16 protein-coding genes are annotated in these 15855 nt (G+C 75.4%); 8 read left to right on the top strand and 8 right to left on the bottom strand.

The genetic code is table 11. The annotated features are described in order from the left end of the window. Positions 1-9 precede the first annotated feature (9 nt). Positions 10-558, bottom strand: coding sequence for a tripartite tricarboxylate transporter TctB family protein (locus tag ACFU9A_RS19220; RefSeq protein ID WP_430576891.1), 549 nt, complete (start codon positions 556-558; stop codon positions 10-12). Further along, entirely contained in the window at positions 555-1634 is a 1080-nt protein-coding gene (locus ACFU9A_RS19215; RefSeq protein WP_430576890.1) for a Bug family tripartite tricarboxylate transporter substrate binding protein, read from the bottom strand. The genes ACFU9A_RS19220 and ACFU9A_RS19215 overlap by 4 nt, the downstream gene beginning before the upstream one ends. A gap of 109 nt (positions 1635-1743) precedes the next feature. Between ACFU9A_RS19215 and ACFU9A_RS19210 the strand changes: the two genes are divergently transcribed. Both ACFU9A_RS19210 and ACFU9A_RS19205 read left to right on the top strand, forming a co-directional pair. After that, a complete protein-coding gene (locus ACFU9A_RS19210; RefSeq protein WP_430576889.1) occupies positions 1744-3453 on the top strand; it encodes an ATP-binding protein in 1710 nt (569 codons plus the stop codon). Further along, complete coding sequence (locus tag ACFU9A_RS19205) at positions 3450-4139, top strand: response regulator (RefSeq protein WP_430576888.1); 690 nt, start codon at positions 3450-3452, stop codon at positions 4137-4139. The genes ACFU9A_RS19210 and ACFU9A_RS19205 overlap by 4 nt, the downstream gene beginning before the upstream one ends. Positions 4140-4146: 7 nt before the next feature. Here the strand turns inward: ACFU9A_RS19205 and ACFU9A_RS19200 are convergent, their stop codons facing one another. Beyond that, on the bottom strand, positions 4147-4707 hold the full coding sequence (locus tag ACFU9A_RS19200; RefSeq protein ID WP_430576887.1) for a GrpB family protein: 561 nt from the start codon (positions 4705-4707) through the stop codon (positions 4147-4149). Between the two features lie 36 nt (positions 4708-4743). Between ACFU9A_RS19200 and ACFU9A_RS19195 the strand changes: the two genes are divergently transcribed. After that, positions 4744-5403, top strand: a complete 660-nt coding sequence (locus tag ACFU9A_RS19195; protein ID WP_430576886.1) for a histidine phosphatase family protein — start codon at positions 4744-4746, stop codon at positions 5401-5403. Here ACFU9A_RS19195 and ACFU9A_RS19190 read toward each other — a convergent pair. After that, on the bottom strand, positions 5400-5780 hold the full coding sequence (locus ACFU9A_RS19190) for a winged helix-turn-helix transcriptional regulator (protein WP_430576885.1): 381 nt from the start codon (positions 5778-5780) through the stop codon (positions 5400-5402). The genes ACFU9A_RS19195 and ACFU9A_RS19190 overlap by 4 nt on opposite strands. A gap of 124 nt (positions 5781-5904) precedes the next feature. On the opposite strand from ACFU9A_RS19190, the gene ACFU9A_RS19185 reads away from it, so the two are divergent. From ACFU9A_RS19185 to ACFU9A_RS19175, 3 genes are all read left to right on the top strand, one after another. After that, positions 5905-6750, top strand: a complete 846-nt coding sequence (locus ACFU9A_RS19185; RefSeq protein WP_430576884.1) for an SDR family oxidoreductase — start codon at positions 5905-5907, stop codon at positions 6748-6750. A gap of 215 nt (positions 6751-6965) precedes the next feature. After that, positions 6966-8465 (top strand): DUF222 domain-containing protein, encoded by a 1500-nt coding sequence (locus ACFU9A_RS19180; protein ID WP_430576883.1) that lies wholly within the window; start codon positions 6966-6968, stop codon positions 8463-8465. A gap of 177 nt (positions 8466-8642) precedes the next feature. Continuing rightward, a complete protein-coding gene (locus ACFU9A_RS19175; protein WP_430576882.1) occupies positions 8643-9119 on the top strand; it encodes a GNAT family N-acetyltransferase in 477 nt (158 codons plus the stop codon). Positions 9120-9130: 11 nt separating this feature from the next. Here the strand turns inward: ACFU9A_RS19175 and ACFU9A_RS19170 are convergent, their stop codons facing one another. Genes ACFU9A_RS19170 through ACFU9A_RS19155 form a run of 4 tightly spaced genes read right to left on the bottom strand, consistent with a single transcriptional unit; the run spans position 9131 to position 13254 of the window. After that, positions 9131-9805: a TetR/AcrR family transcriptional regulator gene (locus ACFU9A_RS19170; protein ID WP_430576881.1), complete on the bottom strand. Its 675-nt coding sequence runs from the start codon at positions 9803-9805 to the stop codon at positions 9131-9133. Then, positions 9802-11604, bottom strand: a complete 1803-nt coding sequence (locus ACFU9A_RS19165) for a CotH kinase family protein (protein WP_430576880.1) — start codon at positions 11602-11604, stop codon at positions 9802-9804. Before ACFU9A_RS19165 ends, ACFU9A_RS19170 begins: the two co-directional genes overlap by 4 nt. 4 nt (positions 11605-11608) lie before the next feature. After that, positions 11609-12280, bottom strand: a complete 672-nt coding sequence (locus ACFU9A_RS19160) for a DUF4956 domain-containing protein (protein WP_430576879.1) — start codon at positions 12278-12280, stop codon at positions 11609-11611. Further along, complete coding sequence (locus tag ACFU9A_RS19155) at positions 12277-13254, bottom strand: polyphosphate polymerase domain-containing protein (RefSeq protein ID WP_430576878.1); 978 nt, start codon at positions 13252-13254, stop codon at positions 12277-12279. Before ACFU9A_RS19155 ends, ACFU9A_RS19160 begins: the two co-directional genes overlap by 4 nt. 251 nt (positions 13255-13505) lie before the next feature. Between ACFU9A_RS19155 and ACFU9A_RS19150 the strand changes: the two genes are divergently transcribed. Together ACFU9A_RS19150 and ACFU9A_RS19145 are read left to right on the top strand one after the other, a co-directional pair. Further along, positions 13506-14291 (top strand): response regulator transcription factor, encoded by a 786-nt coding sequence (locus ACFU9A_RS19150; RefSeq protein ID WP_430576877.1) that lies wholly within the window; start codon positions 13506-13508, stop codon positions 14289-14291. After that, positions 14284-15825, top strand: a complete 1542-nt coding sequence (locus ACFU9A_RS19145) for a sensor histidine kinase (protein ID WP_430576876.1) — start codon at positions 14284-14286, stop codon at positions 15823-15825. The genes ACFU9A_RS19150 and ACFU9A_RS19145 overlap by 8 nt, the downstream gene beginning before the upstream one ends. The last annotated feature ends 30 nt before the right edge of the window (positions 15826-15855 follow it).

Here is a 15855-nt window from a genome sequence, read left to right as displayed (position 1 = left end):
GTCACCGCCTCACAGGATTCCGTCGAGGACGCCGGGGGTGAGCGGGATGCCCAGCCCGACGACGAAGCCGTACCAGCTGCCCACCGCGAGCACGAGGCCCACGAGGACGTCGCGCAGGTGCGTGCGGCTGCCCAGCGCCCAGGCGGCGCCGGCGAAGAGGATGGCGCCCGCGAGCGCCCACCCGAGCCACGTCACCGTGGCGATCGTCAGCAGGATGACGCCCACCAGCTTGAGCACGGTGGGCCAGTCGGCCGCGGTCGTGACGTCGACGTCCTCGCCGGCCTCCGGCTCCGGGCGCGAGCCGCGCGCCGTCGCGACGGCGAGCAGCACGCTGGTCACGACCAGGCCGCCGCCGATGAGGATCGGGAAGATGCGCGGGCCCACGGGGTCGGCGAACCCGACCTCCAGGGTGCTCGCGTCGTACACGGTGTAGGCGCCGACGACCAGCAGCACGGCGGCGAGGCCGTACTGCGCGCGGTCGACGCGCGGCGTCCCGGGCGGGCCCTGCGGACCCGGGTCCGCGGCCCCCGGTGCGGGGGTCTCCACGTCGGTGCTCACAGCAGGTTCAGCTCCCTCAGGGTGGTCGACACCCGCTGGTCCTGCTCGCGCAGGAACTGCTCGAAGTCGTCGCCGGTGGTGAAGGCGTCCGTCCAGCCGTTGTCGGCCAGGGCCTGCTCCCACTCGGGCGAGTCGTGCATGCGGGTGAGGTAGTCGACGAGCCGGTCGCGGGCCTCGTCGCTGATGCCGGGCGGGGCGACGACGCCGCGCCAGTTGGTGAACACGAGGTCGATGCCGCTCTCGGTGAGCGTCGGGACGTCGGCGAGGACGTCCTCGGCCACGCGCTCCTCGCCGGACACGGCGAGCACGCGCAGCTCGCCTGCGGCGATCTGCCCCTCGAACTCGGCGAGGCCGGAGAACCCGACCTGGATCTTGTGCCCCAGCAGCGCGCTGGTCAGGGGCCCGCCGCCGTCGTAGGAGACGTAGCGCAGCTCCTTCGGGTCGACGCCCGTGGCCTGGGCGAGCTGCATGGGGAACAGGTGGTCGGGTCCGCCGGGGGACGAGCCGCCGCCCAGCACGACCGACGACGGGTCCTGCGACCACGCGTCGACGAGGTCGTCGATGGTGCGGAAGGGGGAGTCGGCGGGGACGAGGACGCCCTCCTGCTCCTCGATGAGCTGGGCGAGCGGGGTGGCGTCCTGCGGGCGGGCGTCCACGCCGAACGAGTACGTGGACCCCACGACGCCGAGGCCGAGCGTCATCATGAGCCGCTCGTTGCCGGCCTCGCCCATGAGCCGCGACATGGCGACCGAGCCGCCCGCGCCGAGGATGTTGGTGACCTGGATGTCGCCGCCGGTGATGCCGTCGCGGTCCAGGACGCCGACGGCCGCGCGGCCGGTCTGGTCGTAGCCGCCGCCGGGGCTGTTCGGGATCCACATGTCGAGGTCGGTCGAGTCGTCGCCCCGGGTCACGCCGCAGGCGGCGGACACGGCGACGAGGGTGGCGGCGAGCGCGGCCGCCAGGGCGACGCGGGTGCCGCGCCGTCGGCCGTGGCTGCGCGACGGCACGAGCCCGGCCGCGCGGGGCGGCGGGGGTGCGGGCACGGCGCTCGGGGGGCCGGATGTCGTCGTCGACATCGGTTCCTCCAGACTTGTCGGTGCTGCGGGGCGGCTGTGCCCCGGGTGCGATCGTCACAGGTGCCCGCCGGGCGCGTCATCATTGGACAACCAAAGGAGGTTGTGGAACTTGCGGTCACGCCCCTCACGCCGCTCCCGCGGCCACCTCACCCTCGCCGGCCAGGTGCTGCTGCTGCAGCTCGCCGTGCTCCTCGTGGTGGTCGCGGCGGCCGCCGTCGTGTTCCTCGGGCAGGCCGACGCCCAGTTCCGCGACGACCGCGCGGACCGGCTCGAGGTGGCCGCCGAGGGGCTGGCCGGCATCCCCGCCGTCCAGGAGACGCTCGCCACCGACACCCCCGACGCGGCGGCGCTCGGCTTCTACCTGCAGACGCGGGCCGACTTCGTCGACGCGACCCACGCCTACGTCGCCGACCTCGACGGCCGGGTGCTGGTCGCGACCGACCCGACGCGCGTCGGGGAGGGGCTGGCCCTGCCCGCCGGCGCCGCCGAGCGGGCGGGCAGCGGCGACGTGACCGACCTCGACGGGCGCTCCATCGCCGCCTGGGTGCCGGTGTACGGGGGCAGCGCGCCGCACCCCGTCGCCGTCGTCGTGCTCGCCGACCCGTACCCGCCGCTCGCCGAGCGCGTGTCCCGCGCCGGCGGGGACGTGCTCGTCGTGCTCGGCATCGGCACGGCGCTCGCGGCCGCCGGGTCGTGGCTGCTGGCCCGGCTGGTGAAGCGCCGCACCCGCGGGCTGGAGCCGGCGCAGATCGCGGCGCTCGCGGACCACCGCGAGGGCGTGCTGCGGTCCATCCGCGAGGGCGTGGTCGTGGTGGGCGACGACGGCCGGGTGAGCCTCGTGAGCGACAGCGCCCGCGCGCTGCTCGGCCTCGCGGACGACGCCCCCGACCTGACGGGGCGGCGTCTGGACGACCCGGGCCTGGCCGACGTGGGCCTGGAGCCCGCCGTCGCCGACCTGCTGCGCGGCACGGACGAGGTGCACGACGCGGTGCTGGTCTCGGGGGACACGGTGCTGGTGCTCAACCGCCGGCGCGTGCTGCACGACGGCCGCCCGGCCGGCACGGTGACCACGCTGCGCGACCGCACCGAGCTGCTCGCGCTGCAGAGCGAGCTGCACGCGCGCGAGAGCGTCACCGAGACGCTGCGCGCGCAGACCCACGAGTTCAGCAACCAGCTGCACACCGTCTCCGGCCTCATCGAGCTGGGGGAGTACGAGGAGGTGGGCCGGTTCGTCGACCGCCTCACCCGGCGGCGCGCGGCCCTCAGCGACGTGGTGACGTCCCGGGTCGCGGACCCGGCGGTGGCGGCCCTGCTCATCGCGAAGGCGAGCCTCGCGGACGAGCGGCACGTGGAGCTCGTCGTCGACCCGGGCAGCGCCCTGCCGCGCCTGGACCCCGACCTGTCCGCCGACGTCAACACCGTGCTCGGCAACCTGGTGGACAACGCGGTGGACGCCGCCGCGTGGGCCGCGGGCCCGAGCGCGCAGGGCGTCGCGAGCGCCGCCATGGTCCGGGTGCGCCTGGCCCTGGACGGGCCCGCGCACGACGTCCTCGTCGAGGTCGCGGACACCGGGCGCGGCGTGCCGCCCGAGCAGGCCGACGCGATCTTCCGCCGCGGCTGGAGCACGAAGCCGCAGGGCGCGACCGGGCGCGGCGTCGGCCTCGCGCTGGTGCACGTGCTGGCGCAGCGCCGCGGCGGCGTCGTGACGGTGCACAATGGCGACGCCCGCGACGGGGAGGGCGGCGCCGTGTTCATCGTGCGGCTGCCGCAGGCCGTCGCGGGGGCGGGACGAGCCGATCAGGGGGTGCAGCAGGCGTGAGCCTCGACGTGCTGGTGGTGGAGGACGACTTCATGGTCGCGTCCATCCACCGCCGCTTCGTGGAGCGGGTGGACGGCTTCCGCGTCGTCGGGGAGGCGCACACGGGTGCCGACGCGCTCGCGGCGGTCGAGGCCCTGCGCCCGGACCTCGTGCTGCTCGACGTGCACCTGCCCGACATCGGCGGCATCGAGGTGCTGCGCCGGCTGCGCGCGGCGGGCCACGACCTGGGGGTCGTCGTGATCACGGCGGCCCGCGAGGCGGACACGGTCCGCGCGGCCGCGGCCGGCGGGGCCGCGCACTACCTGGTCAAGCCGTTCGCGTCGGAGGACCTCACGGCCCGGCTGGAGGCGTTCCGCCGCGCCCACGAGGCGCTCGACGGCCTCGACCGCCCGGGCGGGCCGGGGCAGGCGGAGATCGACGCCCTCCTCGCGCCGCAGCCGTCGCGCGCCGGCGCCGCGGCGCGCCCCGCGCTGCCCAAGGGGCTGAGCCAGGAGACCGCGGACGCCGTGCTGGCGGCCCTGGCCGACGGCGCGGAGCTGAGCGCCGCCGAGTGCGCCGACGAGATCGGCGTCAGCCGCGTCAGCGCGCGCCGGTACCTGGAGCACTTCGCGGCGACGGGCCGCGCCGCCGTGCGCCTCAACTACGGCACCGCGGGCCGGCCCGAGCGGCGCTACCGGCTGCGCTGAGCCGCCGTCAGGCCGACGGGTCGTCGGCGCCGGGATCGTTGACGCCCAGGATCTCGCGGAGCTCGCCCGGCGTGAGGTCCGACTCGGCGAGGATCTTCTGCAGCACGGCCGACTTGCCGGCGAGGTACCGGTCGATGTCCATCGTGGGGTCGGCGGCGAGCGCGCTCTTCACCGCGCCGTACTCGTCCCGCAGGTCGTCGCGGCGCCGCAGCACGTCCCGCACGGCCAGGTGGTTGCGCACGTGCAGCGTCCCCGCCGCGCAGACGTAGACGTGGCGGGCGGGGGCGTCGTCGGGCGCGTCCATCGCCTCGCGGCCGGGCAGGCCCAGGTCGCCGGCGTGGGCGTACCCGACGGCCTCGAGCGCCCGCACCGCCGCGGCGACGTCCGCGGCGGGGACGATCACGTCGACGTCGAGGACCGGCTTCGCCGCCAGCCCGGGCACCGAGGTCGACCCGACGTGCTCGACGACGGCCGTCGGCACCCCGGCGAGCGCCGCCCGCAGCGTGCGCGCGACCCCCTCGAACGCGGCGGGCCAGTCGGGGGAGGACGGGACGACGGAGATCGGCATCCGGTCATCCTCGCAGCGATGGCGCAGGCTAGGACCATGCGTCTCCTTCTCCTCCGACACGGACAGACCCCCGCCAACGTGGCCGGACTGCTCGACACCGGTGCCCCCGGGCCGCGCCTCACCCCGCTCGGGGAGCAGCAGGCCGCCGCCGTCCCGCTCGCGCTGGAGGGGCGGCGCATCGACGCCCTCGCCGTCTCGACCCTCCTGCGGACCAGCCTCACGGCCCAGCCCCTCGCCGACGACCGCACCCTGCGCCCCACGGTCCTGGGCGGGCTGCGCGAGATCGAGGCGGGCTCCCTGGAGATGTCGGCGGACCTCGCCGACCACCACACCTACCTGGAGACGGTGTTCGCCTGGTCGCGCGGCGACCGCGCCCGCCGCATGCCCGGCGGCCCCGACGGCGACGCGTTCCTCGCCCGGTTCGACGACGCCGTCGCCGCGCTGGCCGCGCGGGACCACGGCGTCGTCCTCGCCGTCTCGCACGGCGCGGCGATCCGGTCGTGGTCCGGCGCGCGGGTCAAGGGGCTCGACGTCGACGAGCTGGCGCACACCCCGCTCGCGAACACCGGCCTCATCGAGGTCGAGGGCGACCCCGCGTCCGGCTGGCGCCTCGTCGCGTGGCACCGCGAGCCCGTCGGCGGCGAGCGCCTCGACGCCGTGGTGGCGAACGACCCCACCGGTGAGGCGGTCGACTAGCGGGGGAGCGGGCCGGCGTAGGCGTGGCGGGCGTCCTCGACGGCGGGCAGGTGCTCGTCGGTCCAGTCGGCGAGCGCCGCGAAGACGGGCGACAGGCTCCGGCCGAGGTCGGTGATCTCGTACTCGACCCGGGGCGGCACCTCGGCGTGGTAGTGCCGCAGCACGAGGCCGTCGCGCTCGAGCTGGCGGAGCCGCTGGGTGAGGACCTTCGGCGTGATGCCCGCCAGCCGCCGCTCCAGCTCGACGAAGCGCACCGGGCCCGACCGGTGGAGCGTCCACAGGATGGGCGTCGTCCAGCGGCTGAAGAGCAGGTCGACGGCGGGGCTGATCTTGCACGCCGCCAGGGGGTCGACGTCGGTCTGGTCGGTGAGGGACATGCCGCTCCAATACTTTCCCGGGGGAACGTGCTCGACGGGTGCTCCTAGTTTCCTCGGGTCGGCGTCGTTCGGACGCCACCCGGGGCCGCGGCGCCGGTACTTTTCGCATGCGAGGAGCACGTCCATGATCGTCGTCACCGGTGCCACAGGAAACGTCGGCCGCCCGCTCGTGGAGTCGTTGGCGGACGCCGGCCACGCCGTCACCGCCGTCTCCCGGGGGGTGACGTCGGGTCTGCCGTCCCGGCCCGGCGTCAGCCCCGTCGTCGCAGACCTCGCCGACCCGGCCGGCGTGGCCCCGGCGCTGGTGGGGGCGCAGGCCCTGTTCCTCCTGGTCCCGGGAGCGGGCGCCCACGTCGACGGCCCCGCCCTGCTCCGCGCGGCGGCCGACGCGGGGGTTCGCCGCGTCGTCCTGCTGTCGTCGCAGGCGGCCGGCACGCGGCCCACGTCGGTGTCGCACGCGCCGCTCGCCGCGCTGGAGACCGCGGTGCGGTCGTCCGGCCTCGACTGGACGATCCTGCGCCCGGGCGGGTTCACCACCAACGCCTTCGCCTGGGTGCCGTCGGTCCGCGCGGAACGCACCGTCCTCGCGCCCTACGCCGACGTGGCGCTGCCCGCGGTGGACCCCGGCGACATCGCGGACGTGGCCGCGGCGGCGCTCACCGGCGACGGCCACGCAGGACGGGTGTACGGCCTCACCGGACCGGAGGCGACCAGCCCCCGGCGACGCGCCGAGATCCTCGGTGCGGCGCTGGGCGAGGAGCTGCGGTTCGTCGAGCTGGGTCACGACCGGGCGAGGGAGCAGCTGCTCCGGGCGATGCCCGCCCCGGTGGCCGACGGCACGCTCGACATCCTCGGCAGGCCGACGCCCGAGGAACGTCGCATCAGCCCCGACGTGCCGGCCGTCCTCGGCAGGCCGGCGACGTCGTTCGAGGACTGGGTCGGCCGCAACCTCGACGCGTTCCGCGGATAGCCGCGGGGTGCGCCGCGGCGGCGTCCGGCCACGTCCTGCCACGTCCTGCCACGTCCCGACCGTCGAGGACGGTCGTCCACAGGCCTTGTCGGGCGGCGTCGCCAACCCCTAGGGTCGAACGTATGTTCGATGACGGCGAAGGCGCGGGAAGCGGCTCGGTCGAGCCCGTCGCCGCCGCCGTGCTCCGGAGCGTCGACCCAGGGCCGCGTCCGTCGGTGCACGACGTCTCGGCGGCGATCGACGACGCCGTCGCGATCCAGGCACGCATCGACGCGCTGGAGGGAGCCAAGCTGCTCGCGGTCGAGCGGGCACGGCGTGCGGCGGCGGGGTGCGAGCGGGTGCTGCTCGACGACCGGGACCCGGAGCTGCGCCGGGCGTCGTCGGTGCGGCGGCACGAGCTCGCGACGCGGGCGTTCACCGCGGACCTGGCGGTGGCCCTCCGCCTGTCCGGGCAGGAGGCGGGGCACCTCGTCGACACCGCCCGCGTGCTGACGGAGGCGGCCGTGGACGTCGGGGGCAGCGGGGGCTTCGGGGCGGTCACCGAGCCGGCACTCGTCGGGCTGTGCCGCGGCCGCTTCTCGGCGGCCCACGCCCGCGCCGTCGCCGACACGCTGGCCGACCTCCCCGACTCCGCCGCCCGCCACCAGGTCGAGGCGTGCGTGGTGCCCGCGGCGGGTCGGGACACGCTGCCGCAGCTCCGCCGGCGCCTGCGCCGTGCGCGCGACCGGGCGCACCCCGTGTCCCTGACCGTCCGGCACCGGGCGGCCGCCGAGAAGCGGGCGGTCCATCTCGACCCCGGCGCCGACGGCATGGCCTGGCTCACCGCCTACCTGCCCGCCGCGCCGGCGCACGCGATCCACGACCGGCTCACCCGCGCCGCACGCACCGCCCGGGACGGCGGCGACCCCCGCGGGGTCGGGCAGCTGTGCGCGGACGCGCTCGCCGCACTCCTCCTCGCCCCGCACCTCGGCGGGTCGAGGGACGCCCCGTCACCCGGCGGTGGCGCAGCCGCAGGCCCCCCGACGCACGTCGGGGGTGTCGAAGGCTTCGTGGGGACCGGCGGGGGTCGCGACGCGGTGCCGGACCTCGTGGAGCTGACACGTCGGATCGCCCCGTCGGTGCGGCTCACGGTGCCGGTGCTCACGCTGCTCGCCGGTGACGCCGGCGACGTCGCCGAGCTGGACGGTCAGGTGCCCGTCGACGCGGAGACCGCGGCCCGTCTGACGGCGAACGCGCCGTCGCTGCGCAGGTTCCTCGTCGACCCGGTCGACGCGACGGTCCTGACCGCCGACGCCGGCACCTACACCGTGCCCGCCGCCCTCCGGGCGCTGCTGCAGGCTCGCGACCTCACCTGCACGTTCCCCGGCTGCACCCGCGCCGCGACGGGCAGCGACGTCGACCACGTGCGGGCCTGGGCGGATCGGGGCGCCACCACCGCCGACAACCTCACCCATCTGTGCCGGCACCATCACGTGCTCAAGCACCAGACGGGCTGGCGCGTCGTCCGCGCGTCCGACGGCGTCCTCACGTGGACGTCGCCCACCGGGCGCACCCGCGGCGAGGCGCGCGGACCGTGCGCGGGTCGTCGGGGGCCGTCGGGTCCGTCGGAGCCTTCGAGGCCGCCGGCCGAGGCGGGTTCACGCGGGGACGACCGGCGCCCGCTCGCTCCACGTCGCCTGCTCCGCCAGAGCGACCCGGGGGCACCGCCGTTCTGACGGCCGGCCTGGCGGTGCGGCGGCCCTTGCGCGGACGGGTGCTCGGACGGGTGCTCGGGTGCTCGGGTGCGCGGACGGGTGCTCGGGCGGGTGCGCGGACGGGTGCTCGGACGGGTTGCGACCGCTCCGCGGGGCGCGTCCGCGACGCTGTGGCTCGCCGCGTGCCAACATGCCCGCATGACGACGGTGACGCTGCGCGAGATGACCCCGACGGAGTTCGACGAGTGGCAGGACGAGCTGGCCGAGGGCTACGCGGCCGAGCAGGTCGCCGCGGGCCGCTGGCCGTGGGAGGGGTCGGTGCGCCGCGCCCGCGAGGAGAGCGCCCAGCTGCTCCCGCAGGGGCTCGCCACCGAGCGGATGCTCGTCCGGCTCGCCGTGGACGCCGACGGGGAGCCGGTGGGTCGTGCCTGGGTGGCGCTGGACCCGCCGCACTGCCTGCCGGGCGTCGCGTTCCTCTACGACATCGAGGTGCTCGAGCAGCGGCGGGGGCAGGGCTTCGGGCGCGCGGTCCTGGCGGCGACGGAGGACGCGGCGCGGGAGGCGGGCGCGACCGCGCTGGAGCTGAACGTCCACGGGCGCAACGCGACCGCCGTCGCGCTGTACGACACCTCCGGGTACGCCGTCGTCACGCAGCAGATGCGCAAGCCGCTCTGAGCCCTTCTCGGCTACGGACGGCGTCGACCGCGGGCCCCGGGCGACGCCGTCGGCGGGCCCCGCCGGACGGCCGGGCGTCCCCCGGCGAGCAGCGAGCCCGCCAGCGCGAGGCTCCGGCGCAGCGCCTCGTCCCACGGCGCGCCCGGGGCCACCGGCAGCGACCAGAGGGTGTGCCGCAGGAGCCCCGAGGCGAGGACGACGGCCAGGTGCGCCCGCGCGTCGAGGTCGGGCGCGGGCAGCCGGCTGGTGCGCTCCAGCCGCCTCCGCGCCGCGGTCACGGCCCACGACCGCGGCCCCGCGAGGTGCCCGATCTCCCGTGACCTCAGCCGCGCGTCTCCCTCCAGGAGCTGGAACCGCCGCCGGAACAGGTCGAGGTCGCCGACCGCCTCCCGGGCCCCGGTGACGAGGAGGGCGACCAGGTCGTCGAGCAGCGGGCCGTCCGCGCCGACGAACGCCTCGACCGCGTCCTCGCTCGGGTGCGGCGGCCGGCCGAGGATCGCGGCGTCCTTGCTGCCGAAGTACTTGAAGAAGGTGCTCTGCGCGACCCCGGAGGCGGCACAGATCCGTGCCACGGTGACCGCGGCGTAGCCGTGCTCGAGACAGAGGTCGACGGCGGCCGCCTCGACCCGCGCCCGGGCCGCGGCGCGCTTGCGCTCCCGCAGCCCGGGCGGTCTGGCGTCGGTCATCCGTTCTCCGGGGAGCTTCCCGTGGACCCGCCCGTGGACCCGCCTGTGGACCCGCCTGTGGACCCGTTCGACGACCTGTCCGTGGGCCCCGTGGCGGACGCGTCGTCCGCCCCGCCCGCGGTGAGCTTCGACCGGACGGTCGTGGCGTCGGCGTCGATGGTGGCCTGGTCGACGCCGTCCGTGGCGGGTACCCGCGCGGCGACCTCGTCGACCAGCGCCGCGGCCTTCCCGCTATCGATCCACTCGGCGGTCAACGCGCTCACGGCGTCGTCGACCATCGCGGAGAAGTCGGCGTTCGCCTCGAACCGGGTGACCAGGGCGTTGTTGTTCATCATGCCGCCGCCCGTCCCGCCGCCCGGGCCGCCCTGCTCGCCCCCGGGCGGGCCGTCCGTCCCTCCGTCGTCGGGCATCCCACCGTCGGGCATCCCGCCGTCGGGCATCCCGCCGTCGGGCATCCCGCCGTCGGGCATCTGGCCGCCCATGCCGCCGGGCCCGGCCATCCCGCCGAGCGCGAGGTTGAGGTCCCAGCTGACGACGCTGAGGAGGCCGGTGTCGAGGTCGTAGTACAGGTACGCGTTCTTGCCGGGTCCGGAGATGGTGTCGAAGTTGTCGAGCACCTCCTGCGTGCCCAGGTAGGTGGCGAACGAGCCCACGTCGACCCACTGGTCCAGGTCGGCGGCGAACTCCTCGTCGGAGGCGCCGTCCAGCCACTTCAGGAACGACACGACCGGCTGCAGGTCCTGGCTGCCGTTGAGGTTGATCTGCTTGAAGTCGTCGGTGTACTCCGTCTGGTCGTCGCCCTGGTACGTGAACGAGCTCGTGGACAGCAGCTTGTAGAGCACCCCGTCGCCGTCGAGCTCGGTGGCGTACTGCGGGTCCGGGTTCTCCACGACGAGGCGGGTCGTGGTCGGCCGGTCGTTCACCGTGTAGGTCGTGAACGCGTAGTCCTGGGTGGGCTGGCCGGTCCGCTCCGTGAGCTCGAGCGAGACCGCCTCGTTGAGCGACGACGCGCTCGACGCGCTCGCCGGGCGGATCGACAGCTGGGTCCTGCCCTGGTAGGCGCGGCCCGGCTCGTTCTCGTCGAAGCTCACCAGCAGCGGCAGGTTCTCCGGCTCGGCGGTCGTCAGGGACACGCCGGTCCCCGCGAACCCGCCGCCGCCGGCACCGCCGCCGGCACCGCCGCCTCCGCCGCCGGGCACGCCGCCCTCGGGCAGCTGGCCGCCGTCGGGCGGCTCCATGCCCTCGGGGAGCTCCATGCCCTCGGGCAGCTGCGGCACGCCGCCGTCCTGCCCGCCGGGCCCACCCTTGCCGCCACCCATGCCACCACCCATGCCACCCATGCCGCCGATGCCGCCCGGGGCGCGCTCGCCCTGCGTGGACGACCCGTCCCGCTCGTCGACCAGCGACGACAGCGTGGAGTTGCCCTTGAGGCGGACGGCGACGTCCTCGATCGTCGTGCCGTCGATGGTGATGTCGGCGGACATCCACTCCTTCTCGCCGTCGGCGAAGTAGGCGTCGAGCATCTCGTCGTAGCGGCGCTGCGAGTAGGACAGCGAGATCTCGTGGCTCACGGAGTCGTCGAAGAGGTCGACCGTGCCCGCGACGTCCTGGGTGATGCGCTCCTCGTCGGTGACGGCGGCCGAGCTCGTGGAGTAGGGCCGGATCGTCACGTCCCCGAAGACGGTCAGGGCGACGACGACCCCGACGACGCCCGCCGTCATCGGCTTCCAGTGCTGCCGTAGCCGGATCGGGAGGCGCTTGCGGAGGCTTGCGATGCGCGTGTTCACGTGGTCGGTCACCCGCTCACATGTCGGACTGGTCGTACCCGGTCAGGACGGTGACCTTCTGCCCGGAGTTGATCGCGCCGAGCTCCTCGATGACCTCGGCGGTCGTCACGCCGCCCTTGAGGCGCACCGAGTAGAACAGCTCGGTCAGGGCGCCGCCCCGGACCGTCTCGACGCTCACCAGCTCGAACTCCTGGGTCATGCGGACCAGCACGTCGGCGACGTCCTGCTGGTACCGCGGCTCGGGCGGCACCTGGACCTTGACCACCTGCCGCTGGATGTCGAGCTTGAACCAGTCGAAGCGCTGCATGAGGAAGATGACGAGCAGGATGATCGCGGTCGCCGCGGCGGCCAGCAGGTAGAAGCGCGTGCCGACGGCCATGCCGATCGCCATCACGAGGAAGATGAACCCGACGTCGCGGGTCTCCTTGATGGCGTTGCGGAACCGGATCACGGACAGGGCGCCCACGAGGGCGAACGCGCGGGCGATGTTCGAGCCCACGACCAGCATGATCACCGCGACGACCATGCCGATGATGACGAGGGTCTGCACGTAGGACTGGCTGTAGGAGATGTTCCGGTGCGTCCGCTTGTAGACCCAGCCGATGGCCGAGGACAGGACGAAGGACAGCACGAGCGTCATCGCGACGTCGAAGACGGAGAAGGTTCCGCTCAGATCTTGCAGGTTCATCGGACCAGGACACTCTTTCGGTCGGGGGCGTCGGCGACGCCGTGCGGGGTGGTGCGGTCGGTGGGGCTGTCGGTGGGGCCGTCGTCGGGGCGGACGACGCCCAGGACGTCGTCCAGCTCGTCGGGGGCGTGCATCGTCGAGCGCGGCGCGAGGCCGAAGGCCTGCACGCTCTGGCAGTACTTCGAGATCCGCACGACGTCGAGGCTCATCCGGGCGGTGAGGTCCGTGACCCACGCCGGCACGCGCTCGTCGGCCTTGACCTCGAGCACGGACAGGCGGGCGGGCAGCACGAGCCGGTTCGGGCTCTCGGACGCGAGGTGGAAGTCGCGGTCCCGGCCGCGCAGGCGGTGGTCGAGCGTGACGCGCAGTCCGAGGTCGGCCTCCCGTCCCACCCATGCCTCGCGGTGGTACCCGGTCGTCACGGTGGGGCGCAGGTCGAGCTCGCCGACGAGCGTGGCCACCTCGGCGAGGAACGCGCGCTCGCGCGCGCCGACCTCGCCCTCGGGCTCGTAGCCCTCCGGTGAGCACAGCCGCAGCGCGTCGCGGTACGGCAGGAGGACGCGGCGCTTCTGCGTCACCCGGTTCACGCGCTGCTTGATCTCGACGAACACCGTCGAGTCGGGCGTCAGGTCGTCCGCTGTGCCGTAGTGCCGCACGCGCAGCTTGCGCCGGAACCGCAGGCCCTCGACCTTCTCCCAGTAGAACTTCAGCTGGGCGGTGTCGTAGTAGACGCTCGTGATCGGGTAGCCGCGCTCGCCGGAGTAGGCGTCGTCGTCCATGTGCCGACGGAGCTCCGCGCGGAGCTCCTCGGCCTGGTCCTGCGGCACGAGGTACTTGATCTCGAACCGGTTGAACGCGTGCAGGCGGCTCGCGGTGGCCGTGCGCGCCGAGGTCGAGGCGCCCGCGGGGTGGTCCGTGCCGGGGGTGCTCGATGTCGCCCGGGGCTCGGCGGTGCGTCGGGACGGACGTCGCACGGTGCGCTCCTCTCGCAGTCGCCGGGTCGGCCGCGGGGTGAACGGCGGCTGTCCGGCGGGTGAACTTTCGGGAGCCTGCAGGCTGGCGGGCGAACCTATGCGCCTCCTGGAACGGCGGAGGTCGGAGGGGTCCGACTCCACGGTGCGGCCGCGCCGGACCGCCGATCGGCACGCCTCCGCGCGACCGAACTCATGGCGAACGCACAGGTTCGGCTCAGGGACGGCACCGGTACGCGGGCCACCCTGGCGCCATGACCTCTGCCCCGTGGCCTGCCGGCCGCACCGGCCAGCGCCGCGCCGAACAGCCACGCCTCAGCCGCCCGGACGGGTCGCCCGTGAGCGTGCTCGTCGTCGACGACGAGCCCAACCTGGCCGAGCTGCTCACGTCGGCGCTGCGCCTCGAGGGGATGGAGGTCGCCGCCGCCCCCGACGGCAACGCGGCGATCCGGATGGTGCGGGAGTCCCGCCCCGACGTCGTCGTGCTCGACGTCATGCTCCCGGACATGGACGGCTTCACCGTGCTGCGGCGGCTGCGGGGGCAGGGCGCGCACATGCCGGTGCTGTTCCTCACCGCGCGCGACGCGGTCGAGGACCGCGTCGCGGGCCTCACCGTGGGCGGCGACGACTACGTCACCAAGCCGTTCAGCCTCGAGGAGGTCGTCGCCCGGCTGCGCGGCCTCCTGCGGCGCGGGGGTGCCGTCACCGAGTCCGAGGACGGGGTCCTCGTCGTCGGCGACCTGGAGCTGGACGAGGACGCGCACGAGGTGCGGCGCGGCGGCGACGAGGTCCGCCTCACCGTGACCGAGTTCGAGCTGCTGCGCTACCTCATGCGCAACCCGCGCCGGGTGCTGTCGAAGGCGCAGATCCTCGACCGCGTGTGGAACTACGACTTCGGCGGGCAGGCGAACATCGTCGAGCTCTACGTCTCCTACCTGCGCCGCAAGATCGACCGGGGGCGCGAGCCGATGATCCACACGCTGCGCGGCGTCGGGTACGTCCTCAAACCCGCGAGGGGCGACGGCGGGTCCCGTGCCTGAGACGGCGCCGGCGCGCCGCGCCCGCACCCGGCGCCCGACGGCGCTGCGGAGCCGGCTGGTGCTGGTCCTCGCGGCGGTCGTCGTCGTGGTGACCGTCGGCCTCGCGACGGTCTCGACGGCGGTGCTGCGGTCGCAGCTCGTCGCGCAGGCCGACCTCGAGCTCGAGCAGGCGAGCCAGCGGCTCTCCCAGGGGCCGGGCAGGCGGCCCCCGGGCTCGGGCACCCCGTCCCCGTCGCCGTCGGCGTTCCCCGCGGGCTTCGGCCCGGGCAGCGCCGTCGTGCGGACCGTGGACGGCGAGCTCGTGCTCGCCGACCACGTCACGTCGTCGCTCGAGCGCGAGGCGCTCGACGACGCGCAGGTCGCGGCCCTCCAGGCCGTGCCGGCCGACGGGCAGGCGCACGACGTCGAGCTGCCCGACCTCGGCGGGTTCCGCGCGGTGCACGTGACCACCGACGACGGGCAGACGTCGATCGTGGCGCGGACCACCGCGACCGTCACCGCGACGTTGCACCGCTTCGTGCTGGTCGAGGCGGCGCTCGGGGTCGCCGGGCTGGCCGCCGCGATGCTGGTCGGGGCGTGGCTCGTGCGCCGCTCGTTGCGGCCCCTCGACGACGTCGCGGCGGCGGCGGGCCGGGTGTCCGAGCTCGAGCTCGCGCAGGGCGCGGTCGCCGGCATCCCGCGGGTCCCGGACCAGCTCACCGACGAGCGCATCGAGGTGGGGCAGGTGGGCGCGGCGCTCAACCGGATGCTCGAGAACGTCGAGACGTCCCTGCAGGCCCGGCACGACTCCGAGATGCAGGTGCGCCACTTCGTCGCCGACGCGAGCCACGAGCTGCGCACGCCGCTGGCGTCCATCCGCGGCTACGCGGAGCTGGTGCGCCGGGCGCCCGACGACCTCCCGCCGACCACGGCCCGGTCGCTGGACCGGATCGAGTCCGAGGCGGTGCGCATGACGGCCCTCGTGGAGGACCTGCTGCTCCTCGCGCGGCTCGACGCCGGCCGCCCGCTCGACCGGGCCCCCGTCGACCTCGCGACGCTCGCCGTCGACGCGGTGATGGACGCGCACGCGGCCGGCCCGGAGCACGCCTGGGCGCTCGACCTCCCCGGCGACGAGGACGCGGCAGGCGCCGAGGCCGGTGACGGCGAGCTCGTCGTGACCGGGGACGAGGCGAGCCTCCGCCAGGTGCTCGCGAACCTGCTCGCCAACGCGCGCACGCACACCCCGTCGGGCACGCACGTGCAGGTGCGGCTCGCGCGCCGGGGCGACGCCGTCGTCCTCGACGTGTCCGACGACGGGCCCGGCATCCCCGCCGCCCTGCGACCCGCGCTCTTCCGCCGCTTCACGCGCGGCGACGCGGCGCGCAACCGCACCGGCGGGTCGACCGGCCTGGGGCTGGCGATCGCCGACGCGATCGTCGCCGCGCACGGCGGCACGATCGCCGTCCGCTCGGCCACGGCGGGGGAGCGGCCCCCAGGGCGCGGCCCGGCGGCCGGGACGACGTTCACCGTGCGGCTGCCCGTCGGCGCCGCGTGATCCGACCGGGGTCGGGTGAACGCCGTCCCG

It is taken from the genome of Isoptericola sp. NPDC057653, assembly GCF_042799955.1.
In the GTDB taxonomy this organism is placed as follows: Bacteria; Actinomycetota; Actinomycetes; order Actinomycetales; family Cellulomonadaceae; genus Isoptericola.
This window is presented reverse-complemented; position numbering and strand designations above follow the sequence as displayed.